The organism is Citrifermentans bemidjiense Bem, assembly GCF_000020725.1.
Lineage (GTDB): Bacteria > Desulfobacterota > Desulfuromonadia > Geobacterales > Geobacteraceae > Geomonas > Geomonas bemidjiensis.
Window position 1 is genome coordinate 2,638,914 of the sequence record NC_011146.1, and the last position, 25,288, is coordinate 2,664,201.

Below are 25,288 nucleotides of genomic sequence, written 5' to 3' on the forward strand. Positions count from 1 at the left end.
ATACTGTTGTCAGCGCCGGAAGGAAGCTCATTAAACATTAAACAACGCTTAAAGATGTGCCGTTTTGTCGTGATGTGTGACATTTTGACCAGGTCACACAGGTAGCGCCGTGGCAGGAGCAGCATGAGGAACACCGGGAAATGAGACAGGAAAAGATTCTTATCTGCGACGACGAGGAAGGGATCCTCATCTATCTGAAGAAGCTGCTGCAGACCCAGGGCTACCAGGTGGAGACCTTCAACGGGGGCGCGGCGCTCCTGCGCCGCCTTAAGGAGGGGGACCCCTCGGACGCGGACCTCCTTTTGCAGGACGTAAGGATGCCGGACATGGACGGCATCACCGTGCTCAAGGAGGTCAAGGCGCTCCGCCCCTCGCTTCCCATCGTCATCATGACCGCCTTCGGGACCATAGACGCGGCGGTCGAGGCGATCAAGATGGGCGCCTACGACTACGTCACCAAGCCCTTTCCCAAGGAGAAGATCCTGAGCGTCCTCAAAAACGCCCTGGAAAAGGAGCAGCTCTTGCAGGAGAACCGGGCGCTCAAGAGCGAGCTGGAGAAGCCGATCCTGCAGGAATCGATCATCTTCAGAAGCGCCGCCTTCCAGGAGATCTACGACCTCACCCTGCAGGTCGCGGCCAGCGAAGCCAACATCCTGGTCCTGGGCGAATCGGGGACCGGCAAGGAGCTCATTGCCGGCGCCATCCACTACAACAGCTTAAGGCGCGACCGGCGCTTTCTCTCCATCAACTGCGCGGCCCTCACCGATACGCTCCTGGAGAGCCAGCTCTTCGGGCACGTCCGGGGCGCCTTCACCGGCGCGGTCGCAGCGCAGAAGGGACTCTTGGAGGAGGCCGACGGCGGCACCCTCTTCATGGACGAGATCGGCGACATGACCCTCCCCATCCAGGCAAAGCTTTTGCGCGTGATCCAGGAGCGTGATTTCATCCCGGTTGGGTCGACCCGCCCGAAAAGCGCCGATATCCGCTTCGTGGCAGCCACCAACAAGAATCTGGAGCAGGAGGTTCAGGAGGGGCGATTCCGCGAGGACCTCTTCTACCGTCTGAACGTGATCAACATCCCGCTGCCGCCGCTTAGGGAGAGAAAGGACGACGTGGAACCCCTGGCGCTGCATTTCCTGAAGAAGTACAGCCTGAAGATGAAGAAGCAGGTAACCACCTTGGCACCCGAGGCGCTGCAGCTCCTTTACGGCTACGACTGGCCCGGCAACATCAGGGAGCTGGAAAACGTCATGGAGCGCGCAGTCATCCTGGCCCGGACCCAGACGGTCACCGCGAAGGAGCTTCCCATCTGGCGCAAACAGCCCCAAAAGGTTGAAGCGCCGCGCGGCGAGGCGCAGTTCGTCTCGCTGGAAAACGTGGAGAAGGAAGCCATCGAGCGGACCCTGTCCGGAACCGGGTACCACAAGAGCAGGTCGGCCGAGATCCTGGGCATCTCCAGAAAAACCCTGGACCGCAAGATCGTCGAATACCGCATCACCATTCCCTCATGACTCTTCCCAAGCTGCGCTTTCCCATAAAGACCAAGCTCACCGTGGCGACGCTCATCCCGCTGGGGATAGCGATCCTCATCTGCTGGATGGCCGGGGTCTTCATTTTGAGCTCCAAGGTCGCCGCCCAGGCCCAGGAGAAGGTCCGCTACGACCTGAGTGTCGCCCGCGAGGCTTACCAGAGCGAGCTTTCGCGCATCTACGACGTGGTGAAGCTCACCGCCTCCTTCGGCAGGACCGCCGAGACCATCGCCTCCGGCGACCGGCGGGCGGTGAGCGAGTCGCTTTCTTCATTGCGCGCCAGCGAGCGCCTGGACATCCTCGCCGCCGTAGACGCCTCGGGAAAGGTGATCTTCAGGGCCAACAACCCCGAGCTGCGCGGCGACGACAAGACCCGCAACCAGTTCGTAGCGCGCGCTTTGAAGGGGGAGATCGCCAGCGGCACCACCATCCTCCCCTCTTCCGAGCTTGAGCTCGAAGGAGACAGCCTGGTGCGCCAGGCGCGCATCTTCCCCGCCGCAGGAACCCCGGTGCAGCTAAACGGCGCCATGTTCCTCCTGGTCGCGGCACCGGTGCGGGACAAGGCGGGGAACCTGCTGGGGGCGCTCTACGGCGGGGTGCTCCTCAACAACAACCAGAAGCTCGTGGACCGGATCCGCTCCGTGGTCTACGAGGGGGCGCGGAAAAACGGCCGGGACGTTGGTAACTCCACCATCTTCCAGGGGGACATAAGGATCGCCACCAACGTCCCCAACACCGACGGCAGCCGGGCCGTCGGCACCAGGCTCTCCGCGCCGGTCCAGGAGCGGGTGCTCCTCAAGGGGGCCAAGTGGGTCGGGCGCGCCTTCGTGGTGAACGACTGGTACCTGACCGCCTACGAACCGATCCTCTCGCTGCAGGGGGTCCCGATCGGCGCCCTCTACGTGGGGATGCTGGAGAGCCAGTATTCGGCGGTCAAGATCGACATGGCCGTCCTTTTGAGCTTCGTCCTTTTGGTGAGCGGCCTGGTGGGGGTCTCCATGGCCGGGTTCCTGGGGAGGAAGCTCTCCCAGCCCATACGGGAGTTGGACCTTCTGGCGCGACGCGTAGCCGCAGGCGAGCGCAACGTGAAAAGCAGCATCGACTCCCGGGACGAGATCGGCGACCTGGCGGTGCGGTTCAACGACATGAGCCGTTCGCTCGTGGAGCGCGAGGACTCGATCATCGAACTGAACCGCAACCTGGAAGAGAAGGTGCAGTCGAGAACGGCGGAACTGGAGGAGAAGAACCGGCTCCTGGTGCAGACCCGCGAGGAGTTGTTGCGGGTGGAGAAGCTGGCGGCGATAGGCGAGCTGGCTGCGGGGGTCGCGCACGAGATCAACAACCCGATGGCGATCATCCGCGGCAACACGGAGTTGTTGCAGCTCTCGGTGCCGGAGGAAGCCCCGATCCGTGAGGAAGTGGACACCATTTTCCAGCAGGTGAAAAGGGTGGAGCGGATCGTATCGAACCTGTTGAAATTCGCCAGGCGCGAGCAGATGGAAGCTGGAGCCGTGCGGCTGAACGAGCTCTTGCACGAGATCGTGGGCCAGATCGGGCACCAGGTGTCGCTTGAGAGGATAGAGATAGCGGAGCAGTATGCGGAGAGCGTGGCGCAGGTGGAGGGGGATGCGGACCAGTTGCGTCAGGTGTTCACCAACCTGGTCTTGAACGCGGTGCAGGCGATGCCGTCAGGGGGCGTTCTCTCGGTGAGGACCCAGCAGGTGGAGCCCGCGGGGAGCTACGAGGTAAAAGTCGGCGACACCGGGGTCGGCATCGCGCTGGAGAACCTGAGACAGGTATTCAACCCCTTCTACACCACCAAGGCCAACGGCACCGGCCTCGGACTTTCCGTATCCTACGGCATCGTCCGGGAGCATGGAGGGCGCATCGACGTCGAGAGCGTCCCGGGCGGCGGGAGCACCTTCACCGTGGTGCTCCCGCGCTCCCAAACGCCGGGGGCCTAGAGTATCGCCACCGCATCACCGGGGCGCACCACGCCCCCCTTCAGCACCTTGGCGAAGATCCCTTCCTTGGGCATGACGCAGTCGCCGGCCTGGTAGTAGATGGCGCAGCGGTTATGACACTCCTTGCCGATCTGGGTCACCTCCAAAAGCGTCTCCCCCAGCTGCATCCGTGTCCCGATCGGGAGATGCACCAGGTCCACCCCTTCGGTGGTGATGTTCTCGGCGAAGTCTCCCTCTTTCACGTCGAGCCCCATGGCCACCATCTTGGCAATGCTCTCCTGAGCCAGGAGGCTCACCTGGCGGTGCCAGTCGCCTGCGTGCGCGTCCCCTTCGATGCCGTGGTTTTCCCGCAGCATGACCTCGGGAACGGGTGTCTTCCGCTCACCCTTGTTGAGGCTCACGTTCACCGCGATGATTTTTCCAGTCATAGCTAACTCCTTGTTGAATCAAATCTATATCCAAACAATCTCAACCTGCCGCTTGATCATCCGCCAACCCTGGACATGGCGAAGGGGACCGTTTCCGCGCCCTCGTCCGTCACCTCGTGCCGGCCAGGTTTCGCGGCCACGATGCGCTGCACCTCCTGGCGCAAAAGGGCGTCGTCCCCTGTGGCCAAAACCGGCCGCAGGTCCACCCCGTCGCCTGAGAAGAGGCACCCCTTGGCGATCCCGGAGGCGGTCACCCGCAACCGGTTGCAGCCGTTGCAGAAGTGCCCGGTCATGGCGGTGATGATCCCGAGCGACCCCTGCGCCCCCTGCACCTTGAAGTTCTTCGAAGGGCCGGAGAGCTCGCTGTTGCTCACTTCCTCGATGAGGTATCGCTCGCCGATGCGCTCCCTGATTTCGGCCCCCGGCACGCAGAGTTCGCGCCAGTCGGCGTCGCCGCAGGTGGGCATGTACTCGATGAATCGGACCGCGTAGGGGCGCTTCATGGTCAGTTCCACGAAGTCGAGGATCTCGTCGTCGTTTACACCGCGCATCACCACCACGTTGATCTTGTGCGGCGGGAAACCAGCTTTCTCGGCGGCTTCAAGGCCGTCCAAGACGCGCTTAAGCTCTCCGCCGCGGGTGATTGCCGCGAAGGTCTCGGGCTTCAGCGAATCGAGACTGATGTTCAAGCGCTGCACCCCCGCTTCCCGCAATCCCTGCGCCATCTCCTTAAGGAGCAGGCCGTTCGTGGTCAGTACCAGCTCCTTGAGCCCGGGGAGCGCGCCCAGGCGCTCCAGGAAGGAGATTATCCCCTTGCGGACCAGGGGCTCCCCGCCGGTGACGCGGATCTTCTCGATGCCGGCGGCAACCGCCTCGGTCGAGATGCGCAACAAATCGGCGTAGGAGAGGACCTGCGAGTGGTCCAGCTTCTCGACCCCCTCTTCCGGCATGCAGTAGCGGCAACGGAGGTTGCAGCGGTCGGTGACGGAGAGCCGAAGGTAGTTGATGCGCCTGCCGTAGGTATCTATCAGTGCCATAGCTGAGCTTCTTCCCTGAAGCCGCCGGCTGCAGCCGACGGCTGGAATACGAATGTCGCCGCCCTCTCCCAGTCGGGTTCCGGCAGCATGCGAAAAACCATACCCTGTTTGATGGTGGTAATGCAACCCCTTAAAAAAGCGCGGACTACCGGCAGGCGAGTGATGAGAAAACGTATACGCACAGGAGAGGGACCGTCTAAAATCGTATAAGAATGCGATTTTACGAGCTGTTCGTTTGGCAGGCGCAGCGATGGAAAATACGGAGTGGTAATTCTGGGAATAATATAATTTTTTATTTTCCTGCAATTGTGTTATGGCTTAAGCAAAATAAGCAGATAGTCTCCGAGCCGCAGCCTTCTAAAGGGAGTACCCCCACGAAGCTTTGGCCGTTGGGTGCCGCCGGAAACGGCGCCGCCTCCCCTTTGGAAAGGAGAACCGCCGCCGCTTTCAGCGCACGGGGTCCTCTCCTTTTTGGGATGCAGGACCCTTTTCTATTCCCACTCCACAGCAATAAGAGGTGACGATGATGAACTACGAAAAAGCGCGGCGAACGATCCTTGAGAAAGTCGCCCCCGCGGGGGTTGAGCGGGTACTCCTGTTGGAAGCCGCCGGGAGGATACTGGCCGAGGATTACTCCGCTCCCAGCGACATGCCCCGCTGGGACAACTCCGCCATGGACGGCTTCGCCGTGAGAAGCGCCGGCTGCGCGCCCGGGACCGTCCTTAAGGTGACCGACTACATCCCTGCCGGAGTAAGCTCCGGGGACGCCGTTCTTGAAGGGTGTGCCGCGAGGATCATGACCGGTGCCCCCATCCCCCCGGGGGCGGACACCGTGGTCCCCATCGAGGAGACCGAAGCGGGCGAGCAAAGCGTGAAGCTGCTGCAGCAGGTGAAAAAGGGGGACCACATCCGCTTCCAGGGCGAGGACGTCGGCCGCGGCGACCTGATCATGCCGAAGGGGACGCTGATCGGGCCGCCGCAGGTAAGCCTGCTTGCCTCCTTCTCCGCCGCCGTAGTCCCGGTCTACCGCCGGGTGCGGGTAGCCATTCTCTCCACCGGGGACGAACTGGTGGAGATCGGCACGGAACCAAAAGAGAGCCAGATCGTCAACAGTAACGCCCTGGCCCTCGCCTGCGCCATCAAGCTCTGCGGCGCCGAACCGGTCATCCTCGGCATCGCGAGGGACAACCGCGAAAGCCACTTGGCCCTCTTAACCGAGGGTTTGAAGGCGGACGTACTGGTCACCTCTGCAGGCGTTTCCGCCGGGGACCGCGACCTGGTGCGCGAGATCCTGGCTGAACTCGGGGTGGTCGAGCAGTTCTGGAAACCAGGCGTCAAGCCCGGCGGCCCTACCGCCTTCGCGCTCAGGGGGAATACGCCTGTCTTCTCGCTTCCCGGAAACCCAGTTTCCACCATGATCACCTTCGACGAGTTCGTTCGGCCCGCGCTTTTGAGGATGATGGGGCACGAGAAGGCGCTGAGGCGGACCGTGCGCGGTTATCTCAAGGAAGGGACGCGCAAAAAGGCGGGGAAACTGAACTTCCTGCGGGTGCAGGTCACCATCGAGGACGGCCGTTACCTGGCCAGCACGGCGGGCGACCAGAACACCGGAATCCTGAAGACCATGCTCCGCTGCAACGCGCTGGCGCTGCTCCCCGCCGACCGCATCGAATTCGCCGCAGGCGAAGAGGTCGAGCTGCACCTGCTGGATCCCACCCTGGAAATGGAGGCCTGAGATGTCTTTTAATCATTTTGATGCCAGCGGCAACGCCATCATGGTCGATGTCAGCCAGAAGGTCCCGACGATGCGGACCGCCATAGCCGGAGCGGTACTGAAGCTCAAGCCCGAAACGGTGCAGGCGATCGTCTCCGGGCGGGTCGCCAAGGGGGACGTTATCGGCGTGGCCCGCATAGCCGGGATAGCCGGGGCCAAGAAGACCCCGGAGCTGATCCCCCTCTCCCACCCGCTGGCGCTGCACCACGTCTCCATCGAGTTCGAGGTGGACGAGAGAGAGGGGACCATCGCGGTTATGGCGACGGTGCGCGCTTTCGAGCGGACCGGGGTGGAGATGGAGGCTATGGCCGCGGCCACGGTCGCCGCCCTCACCGTCTACGACATGTGCAAGGGGAGCGACAAGGGGATCGTGATCTCCGACGTGAAGCTCCACTACAAGGAAGGCGGCAAGAGCGGCGTCTTCAAAAGAGAAGCGTAAGGATTTCCAAAGGAGATTTTCCCATGCGAGCAGCGATATTGACCTTAAGCGACCGTTGCTCCACCGGCGAGCGTGCGGACGGCAGCGGCCCCGCCCTGAGAAGCTGGTTGGAAGAGCACGGGGTGACCGTCACCTGCACCGAAGTGATCCCGGACGAGGCGTCCCTCATCTCGGAAAAGCTGGCGGCCTGGTCCGATAGCGGAAGCTTCGACCTCATCCTCACCACCGGTGGGACCGGCGTCTCCCCGCGCGACGTGACGCCAGAGGCGACCGAACGGGTGGTCGACCGGGTGCTCCCCGGCTTCGGCGAGGTGATGCGCGCGGAGAGTCTGAAAAAAACCCCGCACGCCATCATCTCCCGCGCCATCGCCGGGATCAGGAAAAACACCCTGATCATCAACCTCCCCGGGAGCCCCAAAGGGGCGACGGAAAACATCAGTTTCGTCTGGGCCGCCGTTCCCCACGCCGTCGCCAAGCTGCAGGGAGACCCGGAGGAATGCGGCACGCCGCTATCCAAGTGATGCATATCCGTACCCTTTTTTATTGACCGATCCGACCTGCTGGGTTATACAACTAACACGGTTTGAAAATTTAATACGGAGGGATCATCATGCCGTTGGTAAAGCAGATTCACGATAAGGCAAGGGGCAACAAGAAGACGGTTGTCTTGCCGGAAAGCTATGACGAGAGGATGTTGTTCGCCGCCCAGGCCATCATGGAACAGGGTTTGGCGCACATTATACTTTTGGGGAAGCCTGAGGCGATCAAGGCCGCCGCATCTGAGAAAGGGATCAACCTGGCCGGTGTCGAAATCATCGAGCCGGCCGTTTCCGACAAGCTCGCGGGTTACGTGGCGAAACTGGTGGAACTGAGGAAGTCGAAGGGGCTCACCGCCGAGCAGGCGCGCGAGCTTCTCTGCGGCGCGGACAACCTCTACTTCGCCGGAATGATGGTTCGCGAGGGTGACGCCGACGGCGAGGTGGCAGGCGCCACCGGCACCACCGGCGACGTGCTGCGCGCAGCCTTTCAGACCGTGGGCCCCGCCCCCGGCATCAAGACGGTTTCCTCCTTCTTCCTGATGGCGACCAAGAGCCCCGAGTTCGGCGAGAACGGCGTCATCCTCTTCGCCGACTGCGCCGTCAACCCCAACCCCGACGCACAGGCCCTGGCGGAGATCGCCATCGCCACCGCGAGGAACTGCAAGTCCTTCCTCGACGTCCCGGCGCGCGTCGCCATGCTTTCCTTCTCCACCAAGGGGAGCGCGAGCCACCCCGACGCCGACAAGGTGCTTAAAGCGCTGGAATTGGCCAAGGGGATGGATCCCAACCTCAGCATCGACGGCGAACTTCAGGCCGACGCTGCGCTCATCCCCGCCGTAGGCGGCAAGAAGGCCCCCGGCAGCAACGTGGCCGGCAAGGCCAACGTCCTGGTCTTCCCCGACCTCGACGCCGGCAACATCGCCTACAAGTTAGTGGAGCGCATCGCCGGCGCCAAGGCGATCGGCCCAGTGATCCAGGGTCTGGCAAAGCCGGTCAACGACCTCTCCCGCGGCTGCTCTGTCCAGGACATCGTGGACGTAACCGCCATCACCGCGGTGCAGGCGCAGGGGTAGACACCCGACCCGTCGGACCTGTCGGACCTGTCAACCACTGGCGGCGGCTCGCTTACACAAAGAACAAAAAGAAAGGCCGGCGGGTTACCCCGCCGGCCTTTTTGTTGCCTTACGCTCTGCCGCGCCTTACTTCCTGACGAAGTCGGGCCTGGAGAAACTGTACTCGAAGTGCATGTGGTCCGTGTAGGTCCCGTCCAGGATCGCCGCCACGTCTTCAGTGAAGACCAGCTCCTCGTCTGTCGGTATCACGTACACCTTCACCGGCGAGTCGTCGGTGGTGATCAGCGTCTCGCGCTTCCTGGTCATGGCGGAGGCGTTGCGCTCGCGGTCGAGGACGATGCCCAGGTGGTCGAGCCCCTCGATGGCGCGCTCCCTGATCGGAGCCCCCATCTCCCCCACCCCGGCGGTGAAGACGACCGCGTCGAGCCTTCCCACCACGGCCATGTAGGTGCCGATGTACTTCTTGAGACGGTAAGCCTCGATGTCGAGCGCGAGTCGGCAGAGGTTGTCGCCCCCGTTCGCGTGCTCGATCACGTCACGCCGGTCGGTGAAACGGCCGGTGATGCCGATGACGCCGCTCTTCTTGTTCAGGATGCTGTCGATCTCCTTGGCGGAGAGGTTTTCCTTCTGCATCATGAAGGCGGGGATGGCCGGGTCGATGTCGCCGCAGCGGGTACCCATCATGGCGCCTTCCAGCGGGGTGAGCCCCATGCTGGTGTCGACGGACACCCCATTCTTGATGGCGCAGTGCGATACGCCGTTACCGATATGCATGGTGATGACGTTGCACTGGTTCGCAGGTTTGCCGAGGATGGCGGCGATGCGCTTGGAGACGTAGAGATGCGAGGTGCCGTGGAAGCCGTACCGCCTGACCCCGTACTTCTCGTACCACTCGTAGGGAAGCGGGTAGAGATAGGCGTGTTCGGGCATGGTCTGGTGAAACGCGGTATCGAAAATTGCCACCTGGGGGACGCCAGGAAGAACGGCCATGGCCCCCTCGATGCCTGCGATATTGGGCGGGTTGTGCAAAGGCGCCAGATGCTGCACCTCGGTAACCGCGGCCAGCACGTCATCATCGATGAGCACGGACTTGGTGAAACGCTCCCCCCCGTGTACCACGCGGTGCCCAACCGCGGCTATCTGTTTGATATCGGTAAGCACGCCGTGTCCGGGAGAGGTCAGGGTGCGCAGAATCAGATCGACGGCGGTCTTATGATCGGGACAGTCGGAATCCTCGCGGTAGGTCTCGCGGCCCGGGACTTCGTGCAGGATGAACGAATCGCCGATGACGACGCGCTCCACCATACCCTTGGCGACCACGACTTTTTTGTCCCAGTCAAACAACTGGTATTTTACAGAAGAACTTCCGCAGTTAAGTGCGAGTATATCCATCGATCTGCATCCCCCGTCATTGTAGTTTAACCGGGCAAGCTGGGTACTTTAGTCCGGCAAAAAAAGTTTACAAATAAAACTGTTTTTTAAATATACCGTAGACTGGTCTACAGTTCAAGGATTTTCTCCCTCCCATCCTTGCGACAAATGTCATACAGCTTTATGGTGGACTTTTTTTATGTCCTATGGTAGTTTTCGACCGCGATTTTAAGTAAACATGAAGGAGGTGAATACTTTGGCACATACCATCAGCGACGAATGCATCAACTGCGGCGCCTGTGACGATTCCTGCCCGGTCAACGCAATCAGCGAGGCTGGCGACAAAAGGACCATCGCTGCAGATACCTGCATCGACTGCGGCGCTTGCGTAGACACCTGCCCGGTGAGCGCAATCTCGGCCTAACCAACACCAGATTCATGAAATGCCATGGCCTGCAGCGGCTCGTCCGCTTGCAGGCCTATTTTTTTGTCTGCAGCAAAACCGGCCGGGGCTCTCAAAGTCAAAAAGCGTTAGGGGCGGAACCTCCCTCTACATCCGCACCACGAAAAAGAGGGGAAGCCCTGGAGCTTCCCCTCTTTCTTTTACCTGCTGCCGTTATCAGCAGAGCTTGGCTATGGCCCGCTCCAGGCGCTTCCCGGTCTCTTCCAGCCCCAGCACCTCGATCATCTCGTAGATCCCCGGCGAAGCGGTGGAGCCCGACAGGGCTAGCCTCACCGCGGGCCCTACCTGCCCGAGCTTGATCCCCTTCTCCTCGCAAAGCTCCTTGAAAACGCCTTCTATTGCGACGGTAGTGAGCTCACCCACCGCGCCCAATTTCTTGAACAGCCCCCTAAGAAGCGCCGGGGTCTCGGGGTTGAAGAACTTGGCTACCCCCTTCTCGTCGTAGGAGAGCTCCTGCTGGTAGTAGAACAGCGCTCCGTCAGCCAATTCCAGCATGGTCTTAGCCCTTTCCTGCAGTGTCTTCACCACGGCCGGAAGCTCAGGTCCACCTGCGGTATCGGTTACCCCCCGCTCCTTCAGGAAAGGAATCAGGAGCCCGGCCAGTCGCACAGGGTCGCCGTTTTTGATGTAGTGCGCGTTCAACCACAGGAGCTTGTCCGGGTTGAAAACGCCCGCGGACCGACCCACGTTCTCGATGGAGAACTTCTGGACCAGATCTTCGAGCGAGAAGATCTCCTCGTCGCCGTAACTCCAGCCCAGGCGGACCAGGTAGTTGACCATCGCCTCGGGAAGAAAGCCCATGTCCCGGTAGGCCATGACCGAAGTGGCGCCGTGCCTTTTCGAGAGCCTCGCCTTGTCCGCCCCAAGGATCATCGGGACGTGGGCGAACTGGGGAACCGGCACCTCCAGGGCCTCGTACAGAAGGATCTGGCGCGGCGTGTTGTTCACGTGGTCGTCGCCGCGGATGACGGTGGTGACCCCCATGGTGGCGTCGTCGATTACCACCACGAAGTTGTAGGTGGGGGTCCCGTCGGTGCGCTGGATGATCAGGTCGTCCAGTTCGGCGTTCTCAAAGGATATCTTCCCCTTGATCAGGTCGTTCCAGTAGGTGGTCCCTTCCTGCGGCGCCTTAAAACGGACCACGTAGGGGCGCCCGTCGTCCGCGCCCTGCGGCAGGTTGCGGCAGGTCCCGTCGTACTTGGGCTTGCCACCTTCCTTGAGCGCCTTCTCGCGCTTGACCTCCAGTTCTTCGGCGCTGCAGTAGCACTTGTACGCTTTCCCGGCGGCGATCAGCTTCTCGACGTACTCCTTGTAGAGAGGAAAGTTGTCAGACTGGTAGAAAGGCCCCTCGTCCCAGTCCAGTCCGAGCCAGGTCATCCCTTCCAGGATGGCGTCGACCGACTCCTGGGTGGAGCGGGCGACGTCGGTGTCCTCGATCCTGAGGATGAACTTCCCCTGCTGCTTCCTCGCCAAAAGCCAGTTAAAAAGCGCGGTGCGCGCTCCCCCCACGTGGAGGTACCCGGTCGGGCTGGGTGCGAAACGGAGGCGTACTTGTGACATGAAAAGCTCCTTCCTTTGCTGTGATCATTGCATGGCTGCAAAAAATGTGTTTGCTGCAAATGCCTGGACTACTCGTCCCCGGGCTCCTCGTCCCCAGATTCCGGGGCTTTTTCACCGGGGATACGGTAACCTTCGTCCGCCCAGGTGCCGAGATCGATCATCTTGCACCTCTGCGAGCAGAAGGGACGGTAGGGATTGCCGGCGAGGGTGGTCTCCTTGCGGCACTGCGGGCATTTTATGGTGGTGATAGCGTTCATGGCGTTTCCTGCAAAGAAATCCCTCCAAAGCCTGCGCCCTGGAGGGTCGGTGGTCGAATCTAAACTGCGCTAAGTAGCGGCGTTTATGGGATCAGGTATTTCCGCTGGTGGAACTGGAGCGCCCTTTTTACCCGGGTGATGAGGGTCCCTTCCTTTACCGGCTTTTCAATGAAGTCGAAGAACCCTCTCTCGAAGGCCTTCACCTCGTCCTCCGGGCGCATGGAGCCGGTGATCAGTATCACCGGGATGGAGGAAAAATCCGGGACACTGCGCAACGCGTCGAAGAGGCCGAAACCGTCGAGCTTGGGCATCATCAGGTCGGTCAGGACCACCTGCGGCTTCTCGGTCAATACGGCCTTGTAAGCCTCAAGCCCGTCCGAGGCGAAAACGACGCGGTACCCCTGGCGGCTCAGGAAGTCGCCGAACATGGTCCCTATCAGCTTGTCGTCCTCGACCACGAGCACCGTGTGCGCCGCGGAGGAGCAGACCTCTTTCTGCAGGTAGTTCCTGCAGATGGCGGAGTAGATCTCCTTGCGGGTAGCGATGAAGGGGGTGATGCTCAAGCCGTGGTTGGCGGAAATGTTTCTCACCACCCGCGTCTCGGTGGGGTCGGCCATGGCCAGCGCCAACCTCTTGTTGTCGAGCTTGAGCGGGAAGATGTTGTTCTGCATCGCAACGTCGACCGGGATGGTGGCGAGAAGATCTGGGGCGAAGGAGTAGCCGGAGAAGTTGCTGGCCACCCGGCAGCCGTACTGGACGGCGAGCGCCGCGGCCAGTTCCTCCCCTGTGACAAGCTCCAGGTCTTCGAGCACGGTCCCGAAACGCTTGTTGAAGCGCTTGGAAACGGCGAGCATCCGCTCCACCGTCTTCTCGGTGACCACACCGGTTTCCACAAATATTTCGCCTAGTTTCTTTCTTTTTTCCATAGCGGGGTCCCCACACAAGGGATAACTGTAGCATCGGCGAAACGAAAAACCATGCGCGCCTGGAAAAAAGCTATTCGGGGAGAGCCGTGGCGCCGCTCCCCAACTTGGCGGCCAACTGGTCCGCCTCGGCCTTGCTTAAGTGCCGCCCCACCCGCAGGCGGTACCAGACGCCCTTGCCTTGCACCTTCGACTCGGAGAGATAGGCGGCAACCCCCTTGGCGGAAAGCTTCGACTGGGCTGCGTCTGCCTCTTTCTTGTCGCGGTAGGAGGCGATCTGCACCAGGTAGCGCACCTCGGCCGCGGATGGCGCCTTCGCAGCTTCCTGCTTCTGGCCCTCCGGCTTGTCGGCAGCGGGCTTCTCGGCAGCTCCCTTCTCCGGCGCGGGTTTCGTCTCGACCGGCTTCGCCTCCGCGGCTTTCGCGGCGGGAGCGGCCGGCGCAGCCTTTGACCGCGGGGGAGGATCGGAGAGCTTCAGATTCACCCCGCTTCCCATCGCGCCGTGCCCCCCGGAGGGGAGGGTCTTGTAGAAAGTGAGCGGGGTCTCGGGGACCGGGGCGCCGGGGGTGCCGGGAACGGCCGGCGGCGTAACCGGTACCTGCTTCGCCTGGGCCGCAGTGGTCGCATTAGCTGCAACAGGGGGACGTGCACTCCCTCTGAAGAGGACCCAGCCGGTGAAAACGCCGGCGCCGAAGGTGGCCCCCAGGAAAACCAGCGCCGACAGGAAGGCGAAGAGCCCGAGCGGTGCCTTGCGCGGCCGGTTCTTGGGTGCAGGTTTCTGCACCGGTTTTCGCTCAGGGCTCTCCCTCAGGGCCGCGACCTTATCGCTGTAATCAAGCCGCATGAAACTCCCCTACATCCTTTCCGGCGCCGAGATGCCGAGGACGGTGAGCGCGTTTTTGAGGGTGATGGCGACGCAATGCAGCAGGAAAAGCCTCGCCTGGGTCAGCTCCGGCTCTTCGGGGGTGATCACGCGGCTTTTGTTGTAGAAGCTGTGGAATTCGCCGGCAAGCTCCTGCAGGTAGTAGGTGATCCGGTGCGGCTCGAAGTTCACCGCGCCCCCTTCCAGGATCTCCGGGTAGACGGAGAGTTTCTTGACCAGGCTCAGGTCCTCGGGAGTCTGCAGGAGTTCCAGCTTCACGCTGTCGAAGCGCGGCTCCACCCCCCTTTCCCTAGCGGTGTCGAAGATGCTCTTGATCCTCGCGTGGGCGTACTGTACGTAGTAGACCGGGTTGTCGTTACTCTGGCGCTTGGCAAGTTCCAGGTCGAAATCGAGCTGGCTGTCCGAGCGGCGCATCAGGAAGAAGAAGCGGGCCGCATCGCGCCCGACCTCGTCGACGACCTCCTTCAGTGTCACGAACTCGCCGCTTCTGGTGGACATGGCAACCGGCACCCCGTCGCGCAAAAGCGAAACGAGCTGCACCAAAATGATGCCGAGGTCGGAGGCGTCGCGCCCAAGCCCCTGCACCACGCTCTTAAGCCTCGGGACGTAGCCGTGATGGTCGGCGCCCCAGACGTCGATGACCCAGTCAAAGCCCCGGGCGAACTTGTCCCTGTGGTAGGCGATGTCGGAGGCAAAATAGGTGGTGACCCCGTTGCTCCTCACCACGACGCGGTCCTTGTCGTCGCCGTAGTCGGTGGTGCGGAACCAGAGCGCCCCCTCCTGCTCGTAGATGAGCCCCTTGGCCTGCATCTCCTCGATGGCGGATTTCACCTTACCCTCGTCGAAGAGCGACTGTTCGGAGAACCAGTGGTCGAAACGGATGCCGAAGTCCTGCAGGTCCTGGTCGATCCCGGCGAGGATCAGGTCCCCCCCCATCTTAGAGAAGAAGGCTACCCCATCCTCCTGGGATACCTTCAGGAACCGGTCCCCGTACTTGGTGACCGCGTCACGGGCGATATCCTTCATGTAGTCGCCCTGGTAGCAGGTCTCGGGGAAGTCGATCTTCTCCCCCAGGAGTTCCTTGTAGCGCAAAAGCCCGGAAAGCCCCAGGGTGTTCATCTGGTTCCCGGCGTCGTTTATGTAGTACTCGCGCTGCACGTCGAAGCCCGCCGCGGATAAAAGCGAGGCAACGGCGTCCCCTGTCGCGGCGCCGCGACCGTGCCCTATGTGCAAAGGCCCGGTCGGGTTGGCGCTGACGAACTCGACCTGCACCTTCTTGCCGCGGCCGATGCCGCTTTTGCCCCAGGCGTCGCCGGCGCGGTCGATCTCGGTGAGGGTCCTTCTCCAGGCGCTGTCTTTTATGAAGAAGTTGATGAAGCCAGGGCCCGCGATCTCAAGGCTCTCGATCAGGTCAGAGGCGCCGGCGAGCTTCGCCACCAGGATCTCGGCCACGGCGCGCGGCGCCTTTCTCTGCTGCTTGGCCATCTGCATGGCGACGTTGGTGGCGAAATCGCCATGCTCGGCATGCGCCGGCTTCTCCACGTTGATAGCCGGTACTTCACCAGAGGTGAGCGTGCCGTCGGCGAAACACCCCTCGATTCCCTTCAGGATGCATGCGCGCAGCTGCTCCTTCATATCTTCTCCTCCCTTTTCTCTTCCTCCGTGGCTGGCACGGACTTTATGGTGACGTCGCGCGTGAAGTCGGGGCAGCGTGCTCCCCCGTCGGCGACGCAGAATTTCTTGTTGCAGTGCTCGCGCCAGGCGCAGACCACGCAATGCTGTTTACCGGTTGTCTCTTTCATTGCCTGCTCCTCGGTCCGCCCGCGGGCGGATTTTTGGCGGCGGCCGCAGGGGGCGCCGTTTGCCGGGTGGCCGCTGCAGGCTCCGGTGCCTGGGGCGCCGCGCTCCGCGCCTGGGGCGGGAACTGGTAAACGACCTCGTTGCTGCGCACCAGGCCGAAGTCGCGCCTGGCGATGCTCTCCAGGTAACGGCGGTCCGACTGCAGGGCAGCTATCTCCCTCTTCAACTGGTCGTTTTCCTCCTTCAGCTCGGACAGACGCTTTTGCGTGTCGTCCAGATCCCGGTGCAGGTGGTTGATGCGCAAAAGTCCGCGATCACCGAAAACCGTGAAGTAGAGGATGAAAATAATGACCGCCAGCGGTACGAAAAATAGCCGTTTCTGCATGGTTTACGCCGTATTGAGACGCGAGCTGAAATAGTCGATGGTCTGCTTGAGCCCCTCGTCCACGTGCACCTTGGGCTCCCAGCCGAGCATCTGCTTCGCAAGCGAGATGTCGGGCTGGCGCTGCTTCGGGTCGTCGGCGGGAAGCGGCCGGTAGACGATGCGCGAACTGGAGCCGGTCAGCGCGATGATCTTCTTGGCGAACTCGACGATCGTGGTCTCGGTGGGGTTTCCCAGGTTGACCGGGCCGATGAACCCGGGGCACTCCATCATCCTGATCAAACCTTCCACGAGGTCGGAGACGAAGCAGAAAGACCGGGTCTGTTCCCCTTCGCCGTATACGGTGATGTCCTCCCCCTTGAGCGCCTGCAGGATGAAGTTGGAGACCACCCTGCCGTCGTTTTCAGCCATCTTGGGACCGTAGGTGTTGAAGATCCTTACGATGCGGATGTCCACGTGGTTCTGGCGGTGGTAGTCCATCATCAGCGTCTCGGCAACCCTCTTACCCTCGTCGTAGCAACTTCTCACCCCGAGCGTGTTGACGTTGCCCCAGTAGGCCTCGGTCTGCGGGTGCACCTGCGGATCGCCGTAGACCTCGGAGGTCGAGGCCTGGAGGATGCGGGCCCGCACCCGTTTGGCGATCCCCAGCATGTTGATCGCCCCCATGACGCTGGTCTTCGTGGTCTTCACCGGGTTGTACTGGTAGTGGATCGGGGACGCCGGGCAGGCGAGGTTGTAAATCCGGTCCACCTCCAAAAGTATCGGCTGGGTCACGTCGTGGCGGATCAGCTCGAAGTTGCGGTTGTCGAGGAGATGCGCGATGTTGAGCTTGCTGCCGGTGAAGAAGTTGTCCAGGCAGATGACGTCGTGCCCCTCCCTCAACAACCTCTCGCATAGATGTGAACCGATAAAACCGGCGCCGCCGGTAACTAGCACGCGCATTGAAACCTCTCAGTATCCGTTCAACGTTCTACGTTCAACGTTATATGTTCGTTTCAGCATTGTCGCGATTCAAGAGGTGTGACCGGGTTCGGTGTTCAACGTAGAACATAGAACGTAGAACAGCCTCTAAAACAGCCTTTTTAGTTCATTTCGCAGACGACGTTGCCGTTTCTGCCGATGGGGAGGTACTCGAACCCGGCCTCCTTCATGCGGGCAGGGTGGTAGAGGTTCCGGCCGTCGAAGATGATCGGGTTGATCAGGAGTTCCTTGATGCGGTCGAAATCGGGGTTTCTGTACTCGTTCCACTCGGTGATGATGACCAGCGCATCGGCCCCTCTCATCAGGTCGTACTTGTTCACGCTGTAGCTGATGCGGTCGCCGAAATGCTTCTTCGCCTCGTTCATCGCCTCAGGGTCGTGGGCGTGCACGCTGGCTCCCATTTCCAGAAGCCTGTTGATGATGGTGAGCGATGGGGCGTCCCTCATGTCGTCGGTGCGGGGCTTGAAGGAGAGCCCCCAGATGGCGAAACGCTTGCCCGCCAGAGGCTTGTCCCCGGCGCTTCCCAGCCGGCGCAGTATCTTGTCGGAGAGGATCGCCTTCTGCCGCTCGTTGGCGGTTTCTACCGCTTTCAAGAGGACGAAGTCGTAGCTGCACTCGTCCGCCGTCTTCACCAGGGCCTTGACGTCCTTGGGGAAGCAGGAGCCGCCGTAGCCGACGCCGGGGAAGAGGAAGTCGTAACCGATGCGGGAGTCGGAGCCGATCCCTTCTCTGACCGCCATGACGTCCGCGCCCATCACCTCGCAGAGGTTTGCGATCTGGTTCATGAACGTGATGCGGGTGGCGAGCATGGCGTTGGCGGCGTACTTGGTCATCTCGGCGCTTCTGATGTCCATCACCAGCAGGCGGTTAGACTTGCGCATGAAGGCCGAGTAGAGCTCCTTCATGATCTCGGCGGTCCTCACGTTGTCGGTACCGATGACGACGCGGTCGGGTTTCATGAAGTCGTCGATTGCCGCCCCTTCCTTTAAGAACTCGGGGTTGGACACCACGTCGAATTCTATATGCGTCCCGCGTTTGCCGAGCTCGTCGTTCACGGCAGCGCGCACCTTGTCGGCGGTCCCTACGGGGACGGTGGACTTGTCGACGATGATCTTGAAGCTCTCCATGGCACGGCCGATGGAGCGGGCAACGGAGAGGACGTACTGCAGGTCGGCTGAGCCGTCGGCGCCGGGGGGGGTGCCGACTGCGATGAAGCAGACCAACGACTCCTTCACGGCCAGGTCGAGGTCGGTAGTGAAGTTAAGCCTCCCCTCCTCGCAGTTCCTTAAGACCATTTCCTTCAAGCCGGGCTCGTAAATGGGTATGACGCCGCGCTTCAGGCCGTCTATCTTATCTTTATCGACGTCGACGCAGATGACGTCGTTACCGCTTTCGGCAAAACAGGTGCCGGCTACGAGACCCACGTAGCCTGATCCGACCACACATACTTTCATGTTGCGTCATCCTCCATGGAGATAAAAAATTAGCGTTCTTATATAGCACACACCAGTGGGGTTACGCCAGAGTTTTCCCGGCCGAAAGTTCCCTGGTGAGGCAGGCAAACTCCTCCAGCGACAGGGTCTCGCCGCGCCTGCCGCCGTCGATGCCGCTTCTTGAGAGGGCTGCGGAAAGAAAGCCGTCGGCATCGTCGAAACCGGAGGAGCGCAACGAGTTAAGGAGGGTTTTCCTGCGTTGTAAAAACGCCCCTTTCACCACGCGGCGGAAAAGTTCCTCGTCACCTACCTCCACCCTCGGCCCGGACAGTGGGAGAAAACTCAGCACCGCCGAGTCGACCTTAGGGACCGGCCGGAAAGAGCCGGGCTTCACTATGAACTCCCGGCGGATGTCGAAGTGCAGCCTAAGAAGTACGGTGAGCGCGCCGTATTCCTTGCAGGCGGGGGGGGCGGTCAGCCGGTCCCCCACCTCCTTTTGCAGCATGAGCACCAGCTTTTCGAAGAGCTCGCTGTGCTCCATGAAACGGAAAAGGACCTGCGACGAGATGTTGTAGGGGAGGTTCGCCGCCACCTTCCATTTCTTCCCTTCTGCGCGGGATCCGAGCAAAAGCGGGAGGTCGACCCTGAGGATGTCGCCGTGGCCTATTTCCACGTTGGGATTGGTGGCAAACTCCGCCTTTAAAAGCGGCAAGAGCTCGCGGTCCCATTCCACGGCCAGAAACCTGGCGCCGCTTTCCGCCAGAAGCCGCGAGAGCGCGCCCCGCCCCGGTCCCACCTCGAGGATGCAGTCGTCTTTCGTGGGGGCGACGCAGGCGACGATGCGGGTCAGTACGCTGTCGTCGACCAGGAAATTCTGGCCGAACTCCTTCTTGGCGCGGATCTTCTCCATCAGCAATGCTCCTTCAGCCGTGCGGCCAGCTTGTCCAGGGGCCACACCGGAAGCGCGTCGAGATCGAAACCGCTCTTCATCCCGAGGCCCAGATAGTAGTCGCCGGGGACCGCTATCATCGCGGCGTTGTCTGCGCAAAGGGGGGGCGAGGGAATGGAAAGCTCCACCCCGTTCGCCGCGGCATACTCGCCCATGGAGCGGCGCAGCGCGCTGTTGCAGGCGACACCGCCGGCCACGACCAGCCTTTTTATCCCTGTGGCGGCGATGGCGGCCGCCGTCTTCTTGGTGAGCACCTCGCAGACCGCCGCCTGGAACGAGGCGGCGAGGTCGTTGATCCCCGCTTCCTTAGCCTCCGGGTGCTTGCCGACATGGGTCAACACCGCAGTCTTCAAGCCGGAGAAGCTGAAGTTGAAGGTCCCATCGTGCAAAAGCGGGCGCGGGAACTTGATCGCCCGCGGATCGCCCGACACGGCCAGCCGGTCGATGGCCACGCCCCCCGGGTAAGGGAGCCCGATCAGCTTCGCTACCTTATCGAAGGCCTCGCCGGCGGCGTCATCCACCGTCTGTCCCAGGGTCTGATAGCGCCCGATCCCGTCGACCCGGTACAGGTGCGAGTGCCCCCCGGAGACGGCGAGCGCGATGAAGGGAAACTGCACCGGCGCCTCCAGGAAGACGGCCAAAAGGTGCCCCTCGATGTGGTTCACCCCAACAAGCGGGAGCGAGCGGCCGAAAGCGAGCCCCTTGGCGACGGAGATCCCCACCAGGAGCGCTCCGGCAAGGCCCGGCCCCTGGGTCACGGCGATCCCCTCGATCCGGTCGAGACCAACGCCAGCCTCGGCGAGCGCCTGTTCCACCACGAAGGAGACGGACTCCAGGTGCTTTCGGGATGCTATCTCGGGGACCACGCCGCCGTATTCGGCGTGGACGCTGATCTGAGAGGCGACGATGCTGGAGAGGACGGTGCGGCCGTCCTTGACCACAGCGGCTGCCGTTTCGTCGCAGGATGATTCCAAAGCAAGAACTAGCATAAAAAATAGAGAGGGCACTGGACGTGCCCCCCCTTTGTTCTCCTGATGTGAGGTGTTGCCGGTGTGAGCCGGTAGGGTTAGAGCAGGTTCGCGGCAAGCTCCGCGAGCTCGCTTCGCTCCCCTTTGGTCATGGTGACGTGACCCGAGATGGCCTGCTCCTTGAGCCGCTCCACCACGTAGGTCAAGCCGTTACTTTCCGCGTCCACGTACGGGTTGTCGATCTGGTACGGGTCCCCGGTGAGGACGATCTTGGTCCCCTCGCCGGCGCGGGTCACGATGGTCTTGATCTCGTGCGGGGTGAGGTTCTGCGCCTCGTCGACGATCATGTACTGGTTCGGAATCGAGCGCCCCCTGATGTAGGTGAGCGGCTCGATCTCGAGGATCCCCATCGCCATCAGCTCCTTGTACCCCTTGTTGTGCTGGCGCTTCTCGCCCTCGTGCCCGCTCAAAAGAAGCTCGACGTTGTCGAAGATCGGCTGCATCCAGGGGGTGAGCTTCTCCTCGATGTCGCCGGGGAGAAAGCCCAGGTCGCGCCCCATCGGGAACACCGGGCGCGAAACCAGGAGCCGGTTGTAGACGTTCTCCTCCGCGGTCTTCTGCAGCCCCGCGGCGATGGCGAGGAGGGTCTTGCCGGTACCCGCCTTCCCCACCAGCGTCACGATCTTGATGTTGTCGTCCAAAAGAGCGTCGAGCGCAAAGGACTGCTCCAGGTTCCTCGGGAATACGCTCCAGACCCCTTCCTTGTCCAGTTTCCCCAGCGGCACGATGCGGTGGGAAACCCGGTCGAAGCGGCCGATGGCGCTGTGCGAGGGATTTCCCGCCTGGGCCAGTAGGACGTATTCGTTAGGCTGCAGCTCCAGCTCGGTGTCCAGCCAACCCTGGCTGTAGAAGCGGTCGACCACTTCGGCCCCGACCTCCAGGCTCACGAAACCGTCGAACAGGTCGTCGATGGCCACCTTGTCCGACTCGTAGTCCTGCGCATCGAGCCCGAGCGCGTCGGCCTTGATGCGGAGGTTGGTGTCCTTGGTCACCAGGATGACCGGCATCTCGCTTTGGGATTCCATCAGGTCGACGGCGACCGCCAGGATGCGGTTGTCGCCACGCTCCTCGCGCAGCTCCGGCGGGAGCCTCTTCATCACCTTCTCTTCGTAGATCTCGATCTTGAGCGTACCGCCGCTCTCCAGAGCGAGCCCCTGCGAGAGCGACCCTTCCTTCCTGAAGGCGTCCATGAGGCGGGAAACCTGCCTGGCGTTGCGGCCGGTCTCGTTCATGTCCTTCTTGAACCGGTCAATCTCCTCGATCACCGTTATGGGCACGACGATGGAGTTGTCCTCGAACTTGGTGAGAGCCTGCGGGTCGTACAGAAGAACGTTGGTGTCCAGCACGTAGATTTTCTTCACATCCCCCCCCTGCGCTGCATCATGATGAACAGTCGGTTTATCCCGATCAATAACCGCTAAGTTTGAGCTTTTCGTAGGATCAATCCCCTTCCCGGCTTGCGCCGCTTTCGTAGAGTTGGTGAGTATCCCTGCAGTTGAGGCGCGGACTAGCCGCGCGCCGCTATCTCGTGCAGGGCTTTGAGGAAAAAGTCTATGTCAGCCTCTGTGTTAAAGAACCCGGGACTGACCCTGACCGTTCCGGTCGGGTAGGTCCCGATGCTGCGGTGCGTGTCCGGGGCGCAGTGGAGCCCGGCTCGGACGCTTATGTCGTAATCGGAATCGAGAAGGAAGCTGAGCGCCGCCGGATCGTGCCCTGCCGCGTTGAAGGAAACCGCGGCGCCCCGCGCCCCCTCCAGCGGCCCGTAGACCTCGACGTGAGGCGTGGCTCGCAGCCCTTCCAAAAGCTGGTTGACCAGTAGCTCTTCCTTGGCCCGGATCACATCGATCCCGGTAGTGAGTACGAATTCGACCCCCGCCTTAAGGCCGGCGATGGCAGGGGTGTTGATGGTGCCGCTCTCCAGCCGCTCGGGGAGTTGGTCGGGCTGCTCGGGGCTACTTGCGCTTCCTCCGGTCCCTCCCACCAGCAGCGGTTCCAGGTTGAGCCCCTCCGCAATGGTGAGGACGCCGGTGCCGGGAGGTCCATAGAGCCCCTTGTGCCCAGGTGCGGCGAGGAGGTCGATGCCGGTCCGCTCCGCCTCAATGGGGAAAAAGCCGGCGCTTTGCGCCGCGTCCACCAGAAAAACCGCGCCATTTTGCCGCGCCACCCGCGCAATCGCCTCGATCGGCTGCACCGCTCCGGTCACGTTCGAGCAGTGCGCCAGCGCCACGAGCCTCGTGCCGGGGCGCATCGCCCGCTCTATCTCCCGCTCCGACACTACCCCGAAGCGGTCCGAGGGGACGTAGGTAACTTCGACGCCGCGGCTTGCCGCCAAGTGCAGCGGACGCAGCAGCGCGTTGTGCTCGACGCGGGTGGATACCACATGGTCGCCCGGCTTCAAAAGCCCGTTGACCGCGATGTTGATGGATTCCGTTGCGCTGTGGGTGAAGATCAGGCGGGATGAGTCCGAGACGCCGAAAAAACGCGCCAGGGCCGACCTGGCTTCGTAGACAATGCGGGCTGCAGCGAGGGACTGCCGGTACCCCCCCCTTCCAGGCGCTACCCCGACTTCCCGCAGGGCGGCGTCCATGGCCAGGTAGACCGTTTCCGGTTTAGGGAATGAGGTCGCGGCGTTATCAAGGAAGACGGGCATAGGGTATCTACTAGCATTTTGAGGGTCGTTTGGCAACCGCTTTCATGAACCTTTCAGGGGACCAGCGGCACCGGTTTCAGATCGGAAATCTTCAGCTCGGCCAGCAGCCGTTCGGTGAGCAGGTTCTCCAGCTCATGAATGGCCTGCTCCGAGTTGTCGCTCAAGTCGATCTTGCCGCCGGCCATCATGCCGTGGCCGCCTGCAGCGCCGATACCGGCGACCAGCTTGCGGATCAATTCGCCGGCGTTTATCTCCTCGTTCGAGGTCCTGATGGAGAGAACGAGTTCGGCGCTGTAGTGCCCGAGGCAAAGCACCGTATCGGTCCCTTCCAGCCGCACCAGGAGGTCGGCTAGCTCGGCCACCACCTCGGGGAACTGAATCCCCTTGAGCGACGCCACCAGCACCTTGCCGTAGAGCGCCGCGTGCTCCAGCGCGTTATGCAGCGAGATGAAGTATTCGCGGGGAAGGCTTGGGCGGGTGATGCTGTTTAAAAGGGTCTTGTTGGCCAGCGGGAAAAGATCCAGGTAGGCGTCCCGGTCCGCCCTTCTCGCCTCACGCCCCAGGTCCTGCGTCTCGGATTTGATGGCGTAGAAGAGCGCTGTGGCCATCTTGGTCCCGATCGACACCCCCTGCACCTTCAGGTACTCGAAAAGAATGGTCGCCGTGGTCCCGTAATCGGGGCGGATATCGACCCACCGGCAGGCGGCACTGGATTCACGCATGGGATGGTGGTCGATGACGATGTCGGTGCGCATCCCTGCGGGGAGGGAGTTGTTCCCGGTGCCGGGTTGCGTGTCCAGCAGGCAGACAACCTGGAAACATTTGAGGTCGATGAGGGGCAGCGGGGTGAGCGGAATCTGGAGCAGTTTCGCCATGGCGAGGTTTTCGCTTCTGCCGATCATGCCGGAGAAGGCGATCACCGCCTCGCGGTTCAGCTTCACCGCAAAAAAGTGCCGCAACGCCATGGCTGAGGCGAGCGAATCGGGGTCGGGGTTGTCGTGCACCACTATCAGGATGCGCCCCCGGCCGCTGACCCAGGTCAGCAGAGAGTCGGTATAGGCCAAAAGGTCGGGCGGCTTCGTACTGGTTTCCATATGGCACCCCCGTTTTCTAAGCTCAAAAACTTGTGAAGTCTATACCAGGGGCGGCGCTAAGGCAAGAAAACGGCTTGGTTGAGACGGTGGCAAAAGCGGCAGTGGAGCTTGGGAACCAGGGGGGGCTCCCCTGCCTGCCTCGGGCGCATTAAAAAAGGGGCGCATGGAGCGCCCCTTTTTCGGTGGTCATATAAATTCAGCTTTGGTTAGAACTTGCCGCGGATCAGTTCGGCGACGGCGACCAGCGTGGTCTGCCCCTTCACGTTTCCTTCGCGGAACTCAGGCTTTATGGTCGGGATGGCAAATTTCACCTTGCCGTTTTCTATTTCAGCGAACGACCTGGAAGTGGTTAGCACCCCGTAGGCGGCGCCGACCAAGACGCCACTGGCGGCGCCGTAGGCGATGTAGTCGAGATGGTCAGCGGGCTTTTTGGCGAAGACCACGAGCGCGGCGCCGACCAAGCCACCGGCGAGACCGCCGTACATTGAGTCTTCAAAGACCGTCTTGAAAGCGTTTTCGGCGGCTAGGCAGGGAGTTGCCATGAAAACTAGCGTGAGGACGACAGCAATGCAACGCTTCAATTTGTTCATAGAATCACGCTCCTGTGTGTGCAAGTTCAGTCGGATTAAAGCAAACACGGGGCCAATACGGGCTACTCAAGATGCCAAGCGGGGTTAAGTTGCTGTTATCTGGTGGGAAAAAAATTAGAACGGCATGAAAGGGATATTAAT

At 61.7% G+C, this 25,288-nt stretch carries 25 protein-coding genes and 1 riboswitch; of the genes, 7 read left to right on the forward strand and 18 right to left on the reverse strand.

Annotated features, from left to right (window positions below):
- Window positions 1-140 precede the first annotated feature (140 nt).
- Window positions 141-1,511: a sigma-54-dependent transcriptional regulator gene (locus tag GBEM_RS11355; RefSeq protein WP_012530703.1), complete on the forward strand. Its 1,371-nt coding sequence runs from the start codon at window positions 141-143 to the stop codon at window positions 1,509-1,511.
- Window positions 1,508-3,493, forward strand: a complete 1,986-nt coding sequence (locus GBEM_RS11360; protein WP_012530704.1) for a cache domain-containing protein — start codon at window positions 1,508-1,510, stop codon at window positions 3,491-3,493. The genes GBEM_RS11355 and GBEM_RS11360 overlap by 4 nt, the downstream gene beginning before the upstream one ends.
- Here GBEM_RS11360 and GBEM_RS11365 read toward each other — a convergent pair.
- Entirely contained in the window at window positions 3,490-3,921 is a 432-nt protein-coding gene (locus tag GBEM_RS11365; protein ID WP_012530705.1) for an MOSC domain-containing protein, read from the reverse strand. The two genes, GBEM_RS11360 and GBEM_RS11365, sit on opposite strands and share 4 nt — an antisense overlap.
- A 56-nt stretch (window positions 3,922-3,977) precedes the next feature.
- A complete protein-coding gene (gene moaA / locus GBEM_RS11370; RefSeq protein ID WP_012530706.1) occupies window positions 3,978-4,958 on the reverse strand; it encodes a GTP 3',8-cyclase MoaA in 981 nt (326 codons plus the stop codon).
- Between the two features lie 328 nt (window positions 4,959-5,286).
- Window positions 5,287-5,407: riboswitch (molybdenum cofactor riboswitch) on the forward strand.
- A 74-nt stretch (window positions 5,408-5,481) separates the two neighbouring features.
- On the opposite strand from moaA, the gene GBEM_RS11380 reads away from it, so the two are divergent.
- The 4 genes from GBEM_RS11380 to pta all read left to right on the forward strand — a co-directional run bounded on the left by GBEM_RS11380 (window position 5,482) and on the right by pta (window position 8,783).
- Window positions 5,482-6,693 (forward strand): molybdopterin molybdotransferase MoeA, encoded by a 1,212-nt coding sequence (locus GBEM_RS11380; protein WP_012530707.1) that lies wholly within the window; start codon window positions 5,482-5,484, stop codon window positions 6,691-6,693.
- A gap of 1 nt (window position 6,694) precedes the next feature.
- Window positions 6,695-7,171, forward strand: a complete 477-nt coding sequence (gene moaC / locus GBEM_RS11385; protein WP_012530708.1) for a cyclic pyranopterin monophosphate synthase MoaC — start codon at window positions 6,695-6,697, stop codon at window positions 7,169-7,171.
- Window positions 7,172-7,194: 23 nt separating this feature from the next.
- Window positions 7,195-7,692: a molybdopterin adenylyltransferase gene (mog, locus tag GBEM_RS11390; protein WP_012530709.1), complete on the forward strand. Its 498-nt coding sequence runs from the start codon at window positions 7,195-7,197 to the stop codon at window positions 7,690-7,692.
- An 89-nt stretch (window positions 7,693-7,781) separates the two neighbouring features.
- A complete protein-coding gene (gene pta / locus GBEM_RS11395) occupies window positions 7,782-8,783 on the forward strand; it encodes a phosphate acetyltransferase (RefSeq protein ID WP_012530710.1) in 1,002 nt (333 codons plus the stop codon).
- Between the two features lie 126 nt (window positions 8,784-8,909).
- Here pta and GBEM_RS11400 read toward each other — a convergent pair whose 3' ends face one another.
- Window positions 8,910-10,175: an acetate kinase gene (locus tag GBEM_RS11400; RefSeq protein WP_012530711.1), complete on the reverse strand. Its 1,266-nt coding sequence runs from the start codon at window positions 10,173-10,175 to the stop codon at window positions 8,910-8,912.
- Window positions 10,176-10,410: 235 nt separating this feature from the next.
- On the opposite strand from GBEM_RS11400, the gene GBEM_RS11405 reads away from it, so the two are divergent.
- Entirely contained in the window at window positions 10,411-10,578 is a 168-nt protein-coding gene (locus GBEM_RS11405) for a DUF362 domain-containing protein (RefSeq protein WP_012530712.1), read from the forward strand.
- Window positions 10,579-10,773: 195 nt separating this feature from the next.
- On the opposite strand, the gene gltX is transcribed toward GBEM_RS11405, so the two are convergent.
- From gltX to GBEM_RS11475, 15 genes are all read right to left on the reverse strand, one after another.
- The gene (gltX, locus tag GBEM_RS11410; RefSeq protein WP_012530713.1) at window positions 10,774-12,177 is read right to left on the reverse strand and encodes a glutamate--tRNA ligase; all 1,404 of its coding nucleotides are present in this window, start codon (window positions 12,175-12,177) and stop codon (window positions 10,774-10,776) included.
- A gap of 68 nt (window positions 12,178-12,245) precedes the next feature.
- Window positions 12,246-12,434, reverse strand: a complete 189-nt coding sequence (locus GBEM_RS11415) for a DNA gyrase inhibitor YacG (protein ID WP_012530714.1) — start codon at window positions 12,432-12,434, stop codon at window positions 12,246-12,248.
- An 83-nt stretch (window positions 12,435-12,517) separates the two neighbouring features.
- Window positions 12,518-13,360 (reverse strand): response regulator, encoded by an 843-nt coding sequence (locus tag GBEM_RS11420; protein WP_012530715.1) that lies wholly within the window; start codon window positions 13,358-13,360, stop codon window positions 12,518-12,520.
- 70 nt (window positions 13,361-13,430) lie between these two features.
- Window positions 13,431-14,201 carry an SPOR domain-containing protein gene (locus GBEM_RS11425; protein WP_012530716.1) on the reverse strand — a complete coding sequence of 257 codons (771 nt, stop codon included), beginning with the start codon at window positions 14,199-14,201 and terminating at the stop codon, window positions 13,431-13,433.
- Between the two features lie 9 nt (window positions 14,202-14,210).
- Window positions 14,211-15,875: an arginine--tRNA ligase gene (argS, locus tag GBEM_RS11430; protein WP_012530717.1), complete on the reverse strand. Its 1,665-nt coding sequence runs from the start codon at window positions 15,873-15,875 to the stop codon at window positions 14,211-14,213.
- A complete protein-coding gene (locus GBEM_RS21475; RefSeq protein ID WP_012530718.1) occupies window positions 15,872-16,042 on the reverse strand; it encodes a hypothetical protein in 171 nt (56 codons plus the stop codon). Before GBEM_RS21475 ends, argS begins: the two co-directional genes overlap by 4 nt.
- A complete protein-coding gene (locus tag GBEM_RS11435; RefSeq protein ID WP_012530719.1) occupies window positions 16,039-16,425 on the reverse strand; it encodes an FtsB family cell division protein in 387 nt (128 codons plus the stop codon). Before GBEM_RS11435 ends, GBEM_RS21475 begins: the two co-directional genes overlap by 4 nt.
- A 3-nt stretch (window positions 16,426-16,428) precedes the next feature.
- On the reverse strand, window positions 16,429-17,364 hold the full coding sequence (locus tag GBEM_RS11440) for a UDP-glucuronic acid decarboxylase family protein (RefSeq protein ID WP_012530720.1): 936 nt from the start codon (window positions 17,362-17,364) through the stop codon (window positions 16,429-16,431).
- A gap of 140 nt (window positions 17,365-17,504) precedes the next feature.
- A complete protein-coding gene (locus GBEM_RS11445; protein ID WP_012530721.1) occupies window positions 17,505-18,857 on the reverse strand; it encodes a UDP-glucose dehydrogenase family protein in 1,353 nt (450 codons plus the stop codon).
- Between the two features lie 61 nt (window positions 18,858-18,918).
- The gene (gene rsmA / locus GBEM_RS11450) at window positions 18,919-19,746 is read right to left on the reverse strand and encodes a 16S rRNA (adenine(1518)-N(6)/adenine(1519)-N(6))-dimethyltransferase RsmA (RefSeq protein ID WP_012530722.1); all 828 of its coding nucleotides are present in this window, start codon (window positions 19,744-19,746) and stop codon (window positions 18,919-18,921) included.
- Window positions 19,746-20,774, reverse strand: coding sequence for a tRNA (adenosine(37)-N6)-threonylcarbamoyltransferase complex transferase subunit TsaD (tsaD, locus tag GBEM_RS11455; RefSeq protein ID WP_041262736.1), 1,029 nt, complete (start codon window positions 20,772-20,774; stop codon window positions 19,746-19,748). The genes rsmA and tsaD overlap by 1 nt, the downstream gene beginning before the upstream one ends.
- Before the next feature lie 77 nt (window positions 20,775-20,851).
- Window positions 20,852-22,174 (reverse strand): PhoH family protein, encoded by a 1,323-nt coding sequence (locus GBEM_RS11460; RefSeq protein WP_012530724.1) that lies wholly within the window; start codon window positions 22,172-22,174, stop codon window positions 20,852-20,854.
- Between the two features lie 146 nt (window positions 22,175-22,320).
- Window positions 22,321-23,463: an aminotransferase class V-fold PLP-dependent enzyme gene (locus tag GBEM_RS11465; protein WP_012530725.1), complete on the reverse strand. Its 1,143-nt coding sequence runs from the start codon at window positions 23,461-23,463 to the stop codon at window positions 22,321-22,323.
- Window positions 23,464-23,516: 53 nt separating this feature from the next.
- Complete coding sequence (locus GBEM_RS11470) at window positions 23,517-24,557, reverse strand: DHH family phosphoesterase (RefSeq protein WP_012530726.1); 1,041 nt, start codon at window positions 24,555-24,557, stop codon at window positions 23,517-23,519.
- A 206-nt stretch (window positions 24,558-24,763) separates the two neighbouring features.
- On the reverse strand, window positions 24,764-25,147 hold the full coding sequence (locus tag GBEM_RS11475; RefSeq protein WP_012530727.1) for a hypothetical protein: 384 nt from the start codon (window positions 25,145-25,147) through the stop codon (window positions 24,764-24,766).
- Between the last annotated feature and the right edge of the window lie 141 nt (window positions 25,148-25,288).

What these genes read in the sequence shown, in the direction of transcription:
- GBEM_RS11355 (WP_012530703.1), top strand. Translation starts at nt 141, where the DNA reads ATGAGACAGGAAAAGATTCTTATCTGCGACGACGAGGAAGGGATCCTC.
- GBEM_RS11360 (WP_012530704.1), top strand. Translation starts at nt 1,508, where the DNA reads ATGACTCTTCCCAAGCTGCGCTTTCCCATAAAGACCAAGCTCACCGTG.
- GBEM_RS11365 (WP_012530705.1), bottom strand. Translation starts at nt 3,921, where the DNA reads ATGACTGGAAAAATCATCGCGGTGAACGTGAGCCTCAACAAGGGTGAG.
- moaA (WP_012530706.1), bottom strand. Translation starts at nt 4,958, where the DNA reads ATGGCACTGATAGATACCTACGGCAGGCGCATCAACTACCTTCGGCTC.
- GBEM_RS11380 (WP_012530707.1), top strand. Translation starts at nt 5,482, where the DNA reads ATGATGAACTACGAAAAAGCGCGGCGAACGATCCTTGAGAAAGTCGCC.
- moaC (WP_012530708.1), top strand. Translation starts at nt 6,695, where the DNA reads ATGTCTTTTAATCATTTTGATGCCAGCGGCAACGCCATCATGGTCGAT.
- mog (WP_012530709.1), top strand. Translation starts at nt 7,195, where the DNA reads ATGCGAGCAGCGATATTGACCTTAAGCGACCGTTGCTCCACCGGCGAG.
- pta (WP_012530710.1), top strand. Translation starts at nt 7,782, where the DNA reads ATGCCGTTGGTAAAGCAGATTCACGATAAGGCAAGGGGCAACAAGAAG.
- GBEM_RS11400 (WP_012530711.1), bottom strand. Translation starts at nt 10,175, where the DNA reads ATGGATATACTCGCACTTAACTGCGGAAGTTCTTCTGTAAAATACCAG.
- gltX (WP_012530713.1), bottom strand. Translation starts at nt 12,177, where the DNA reads ATGTCACAAGTACGCCTCCGTTTCGCACCCAGCCCGACCGGGTACCTC.
- GBEM_RS11415 (WP_012530714.1), bottom strand. Translation starts at nt 12,434, where the DNA reads ATGAACGCTATCACCACCATAAAATGCCCGCAGTGCCGCAAGGAGACC.
- GBEM_RS11420 (WP_012530715.1), bottom strand. Translation starts at nt 13,360, where the DNA reads ATGGAAAAAAGAAAGAAACTAGGCGAAATATTTGTGGAAACCGGTGTG.
- GBEM_RS11425 (WP_012530716.1), bottom strand. Translation starts at nt 14,201, where the DNA reads ATGCGGCTTGATTACAGCGATAAGGTCGCGGCCCTGAGGGAGAGCCCT.
- argS (WP_012530717.1), bottom strand. Translation starts at nt 15,875, where the DNA reads ATGAAGGAGCAGCTGCGCGCATGCATCCTGAAGGGAATCGAGGGGTGT.
- GBEM_RS21475 (WP_012530718.1), bottom strand. Translation starts at nt 16,042, where the DNA reads ATGAAAGAGACAACCGGTAAACAGCATTGCGTGGTCTGCGCCTGGCGC.
- GBEM_RS11435 (WP_012530719.1), bottom strand. Translation starts at nt 16,425, where the DNA reads ATGCAGAAACGGCTATTTTTCGTACCGCTGGCGGTCATTATTTTCATC.
- GBEM_RS11440 (WP_012530720.1), bottom strand. Translation starts at nt 17,364, where the DNA reads ATGCGCGTGCTAGTTACCGGCGGCGCCGGTTTTATCGGTTCACATCTA.
- GBEM_RS11445 (WP_012530721.1), bottom strand. Translation starts at nt 18,857, where the DNA reads ATGAAAGTATGTGTGGTCGGATCAGGCTACGTGGGTCTCGTAGCCGGC.
- rsmA (WP_012530722.1), bottom strand. Translation starts at nt 19,746, where the DNA reads ATGGAGAAGATCCGCGCCAAGAAGGAGTTCGGCCAGAATTTCCTGGTC.
- tsaD (WP_041262736.1), bottom strand. Translation starts at nt 20,774, where the DNA reads ATGCTAGTTCTTGCTTTGGAATCATCCTGCGACGAAACGGCAGCCGCT.
- GBEM_RS11465 (WP_012530725.1), bottom strand. Translation starts at nt 23,463, where the DNA reads ATGCCCGTCTTCCTTGATAACGCCGCGACCTCATTCCCTAAACCGGAA.
- GBEM_RS11470 (WP_012530726.1), bottom strand. Translation starts at nt 24,557, where the DNA reads ATGGAAACCAGTACGAAGCCGCCCGACCTTTTGGCCTATACCGACTCT.
- GBEM_RS11475 (WP_012530727.1), bottom strand. Translation starts at nt 25,147, where the DNA reads ATGAACAAATTGAAGCGTTGCATTGCTGTCGTCCTCACGCTAGTTTTC.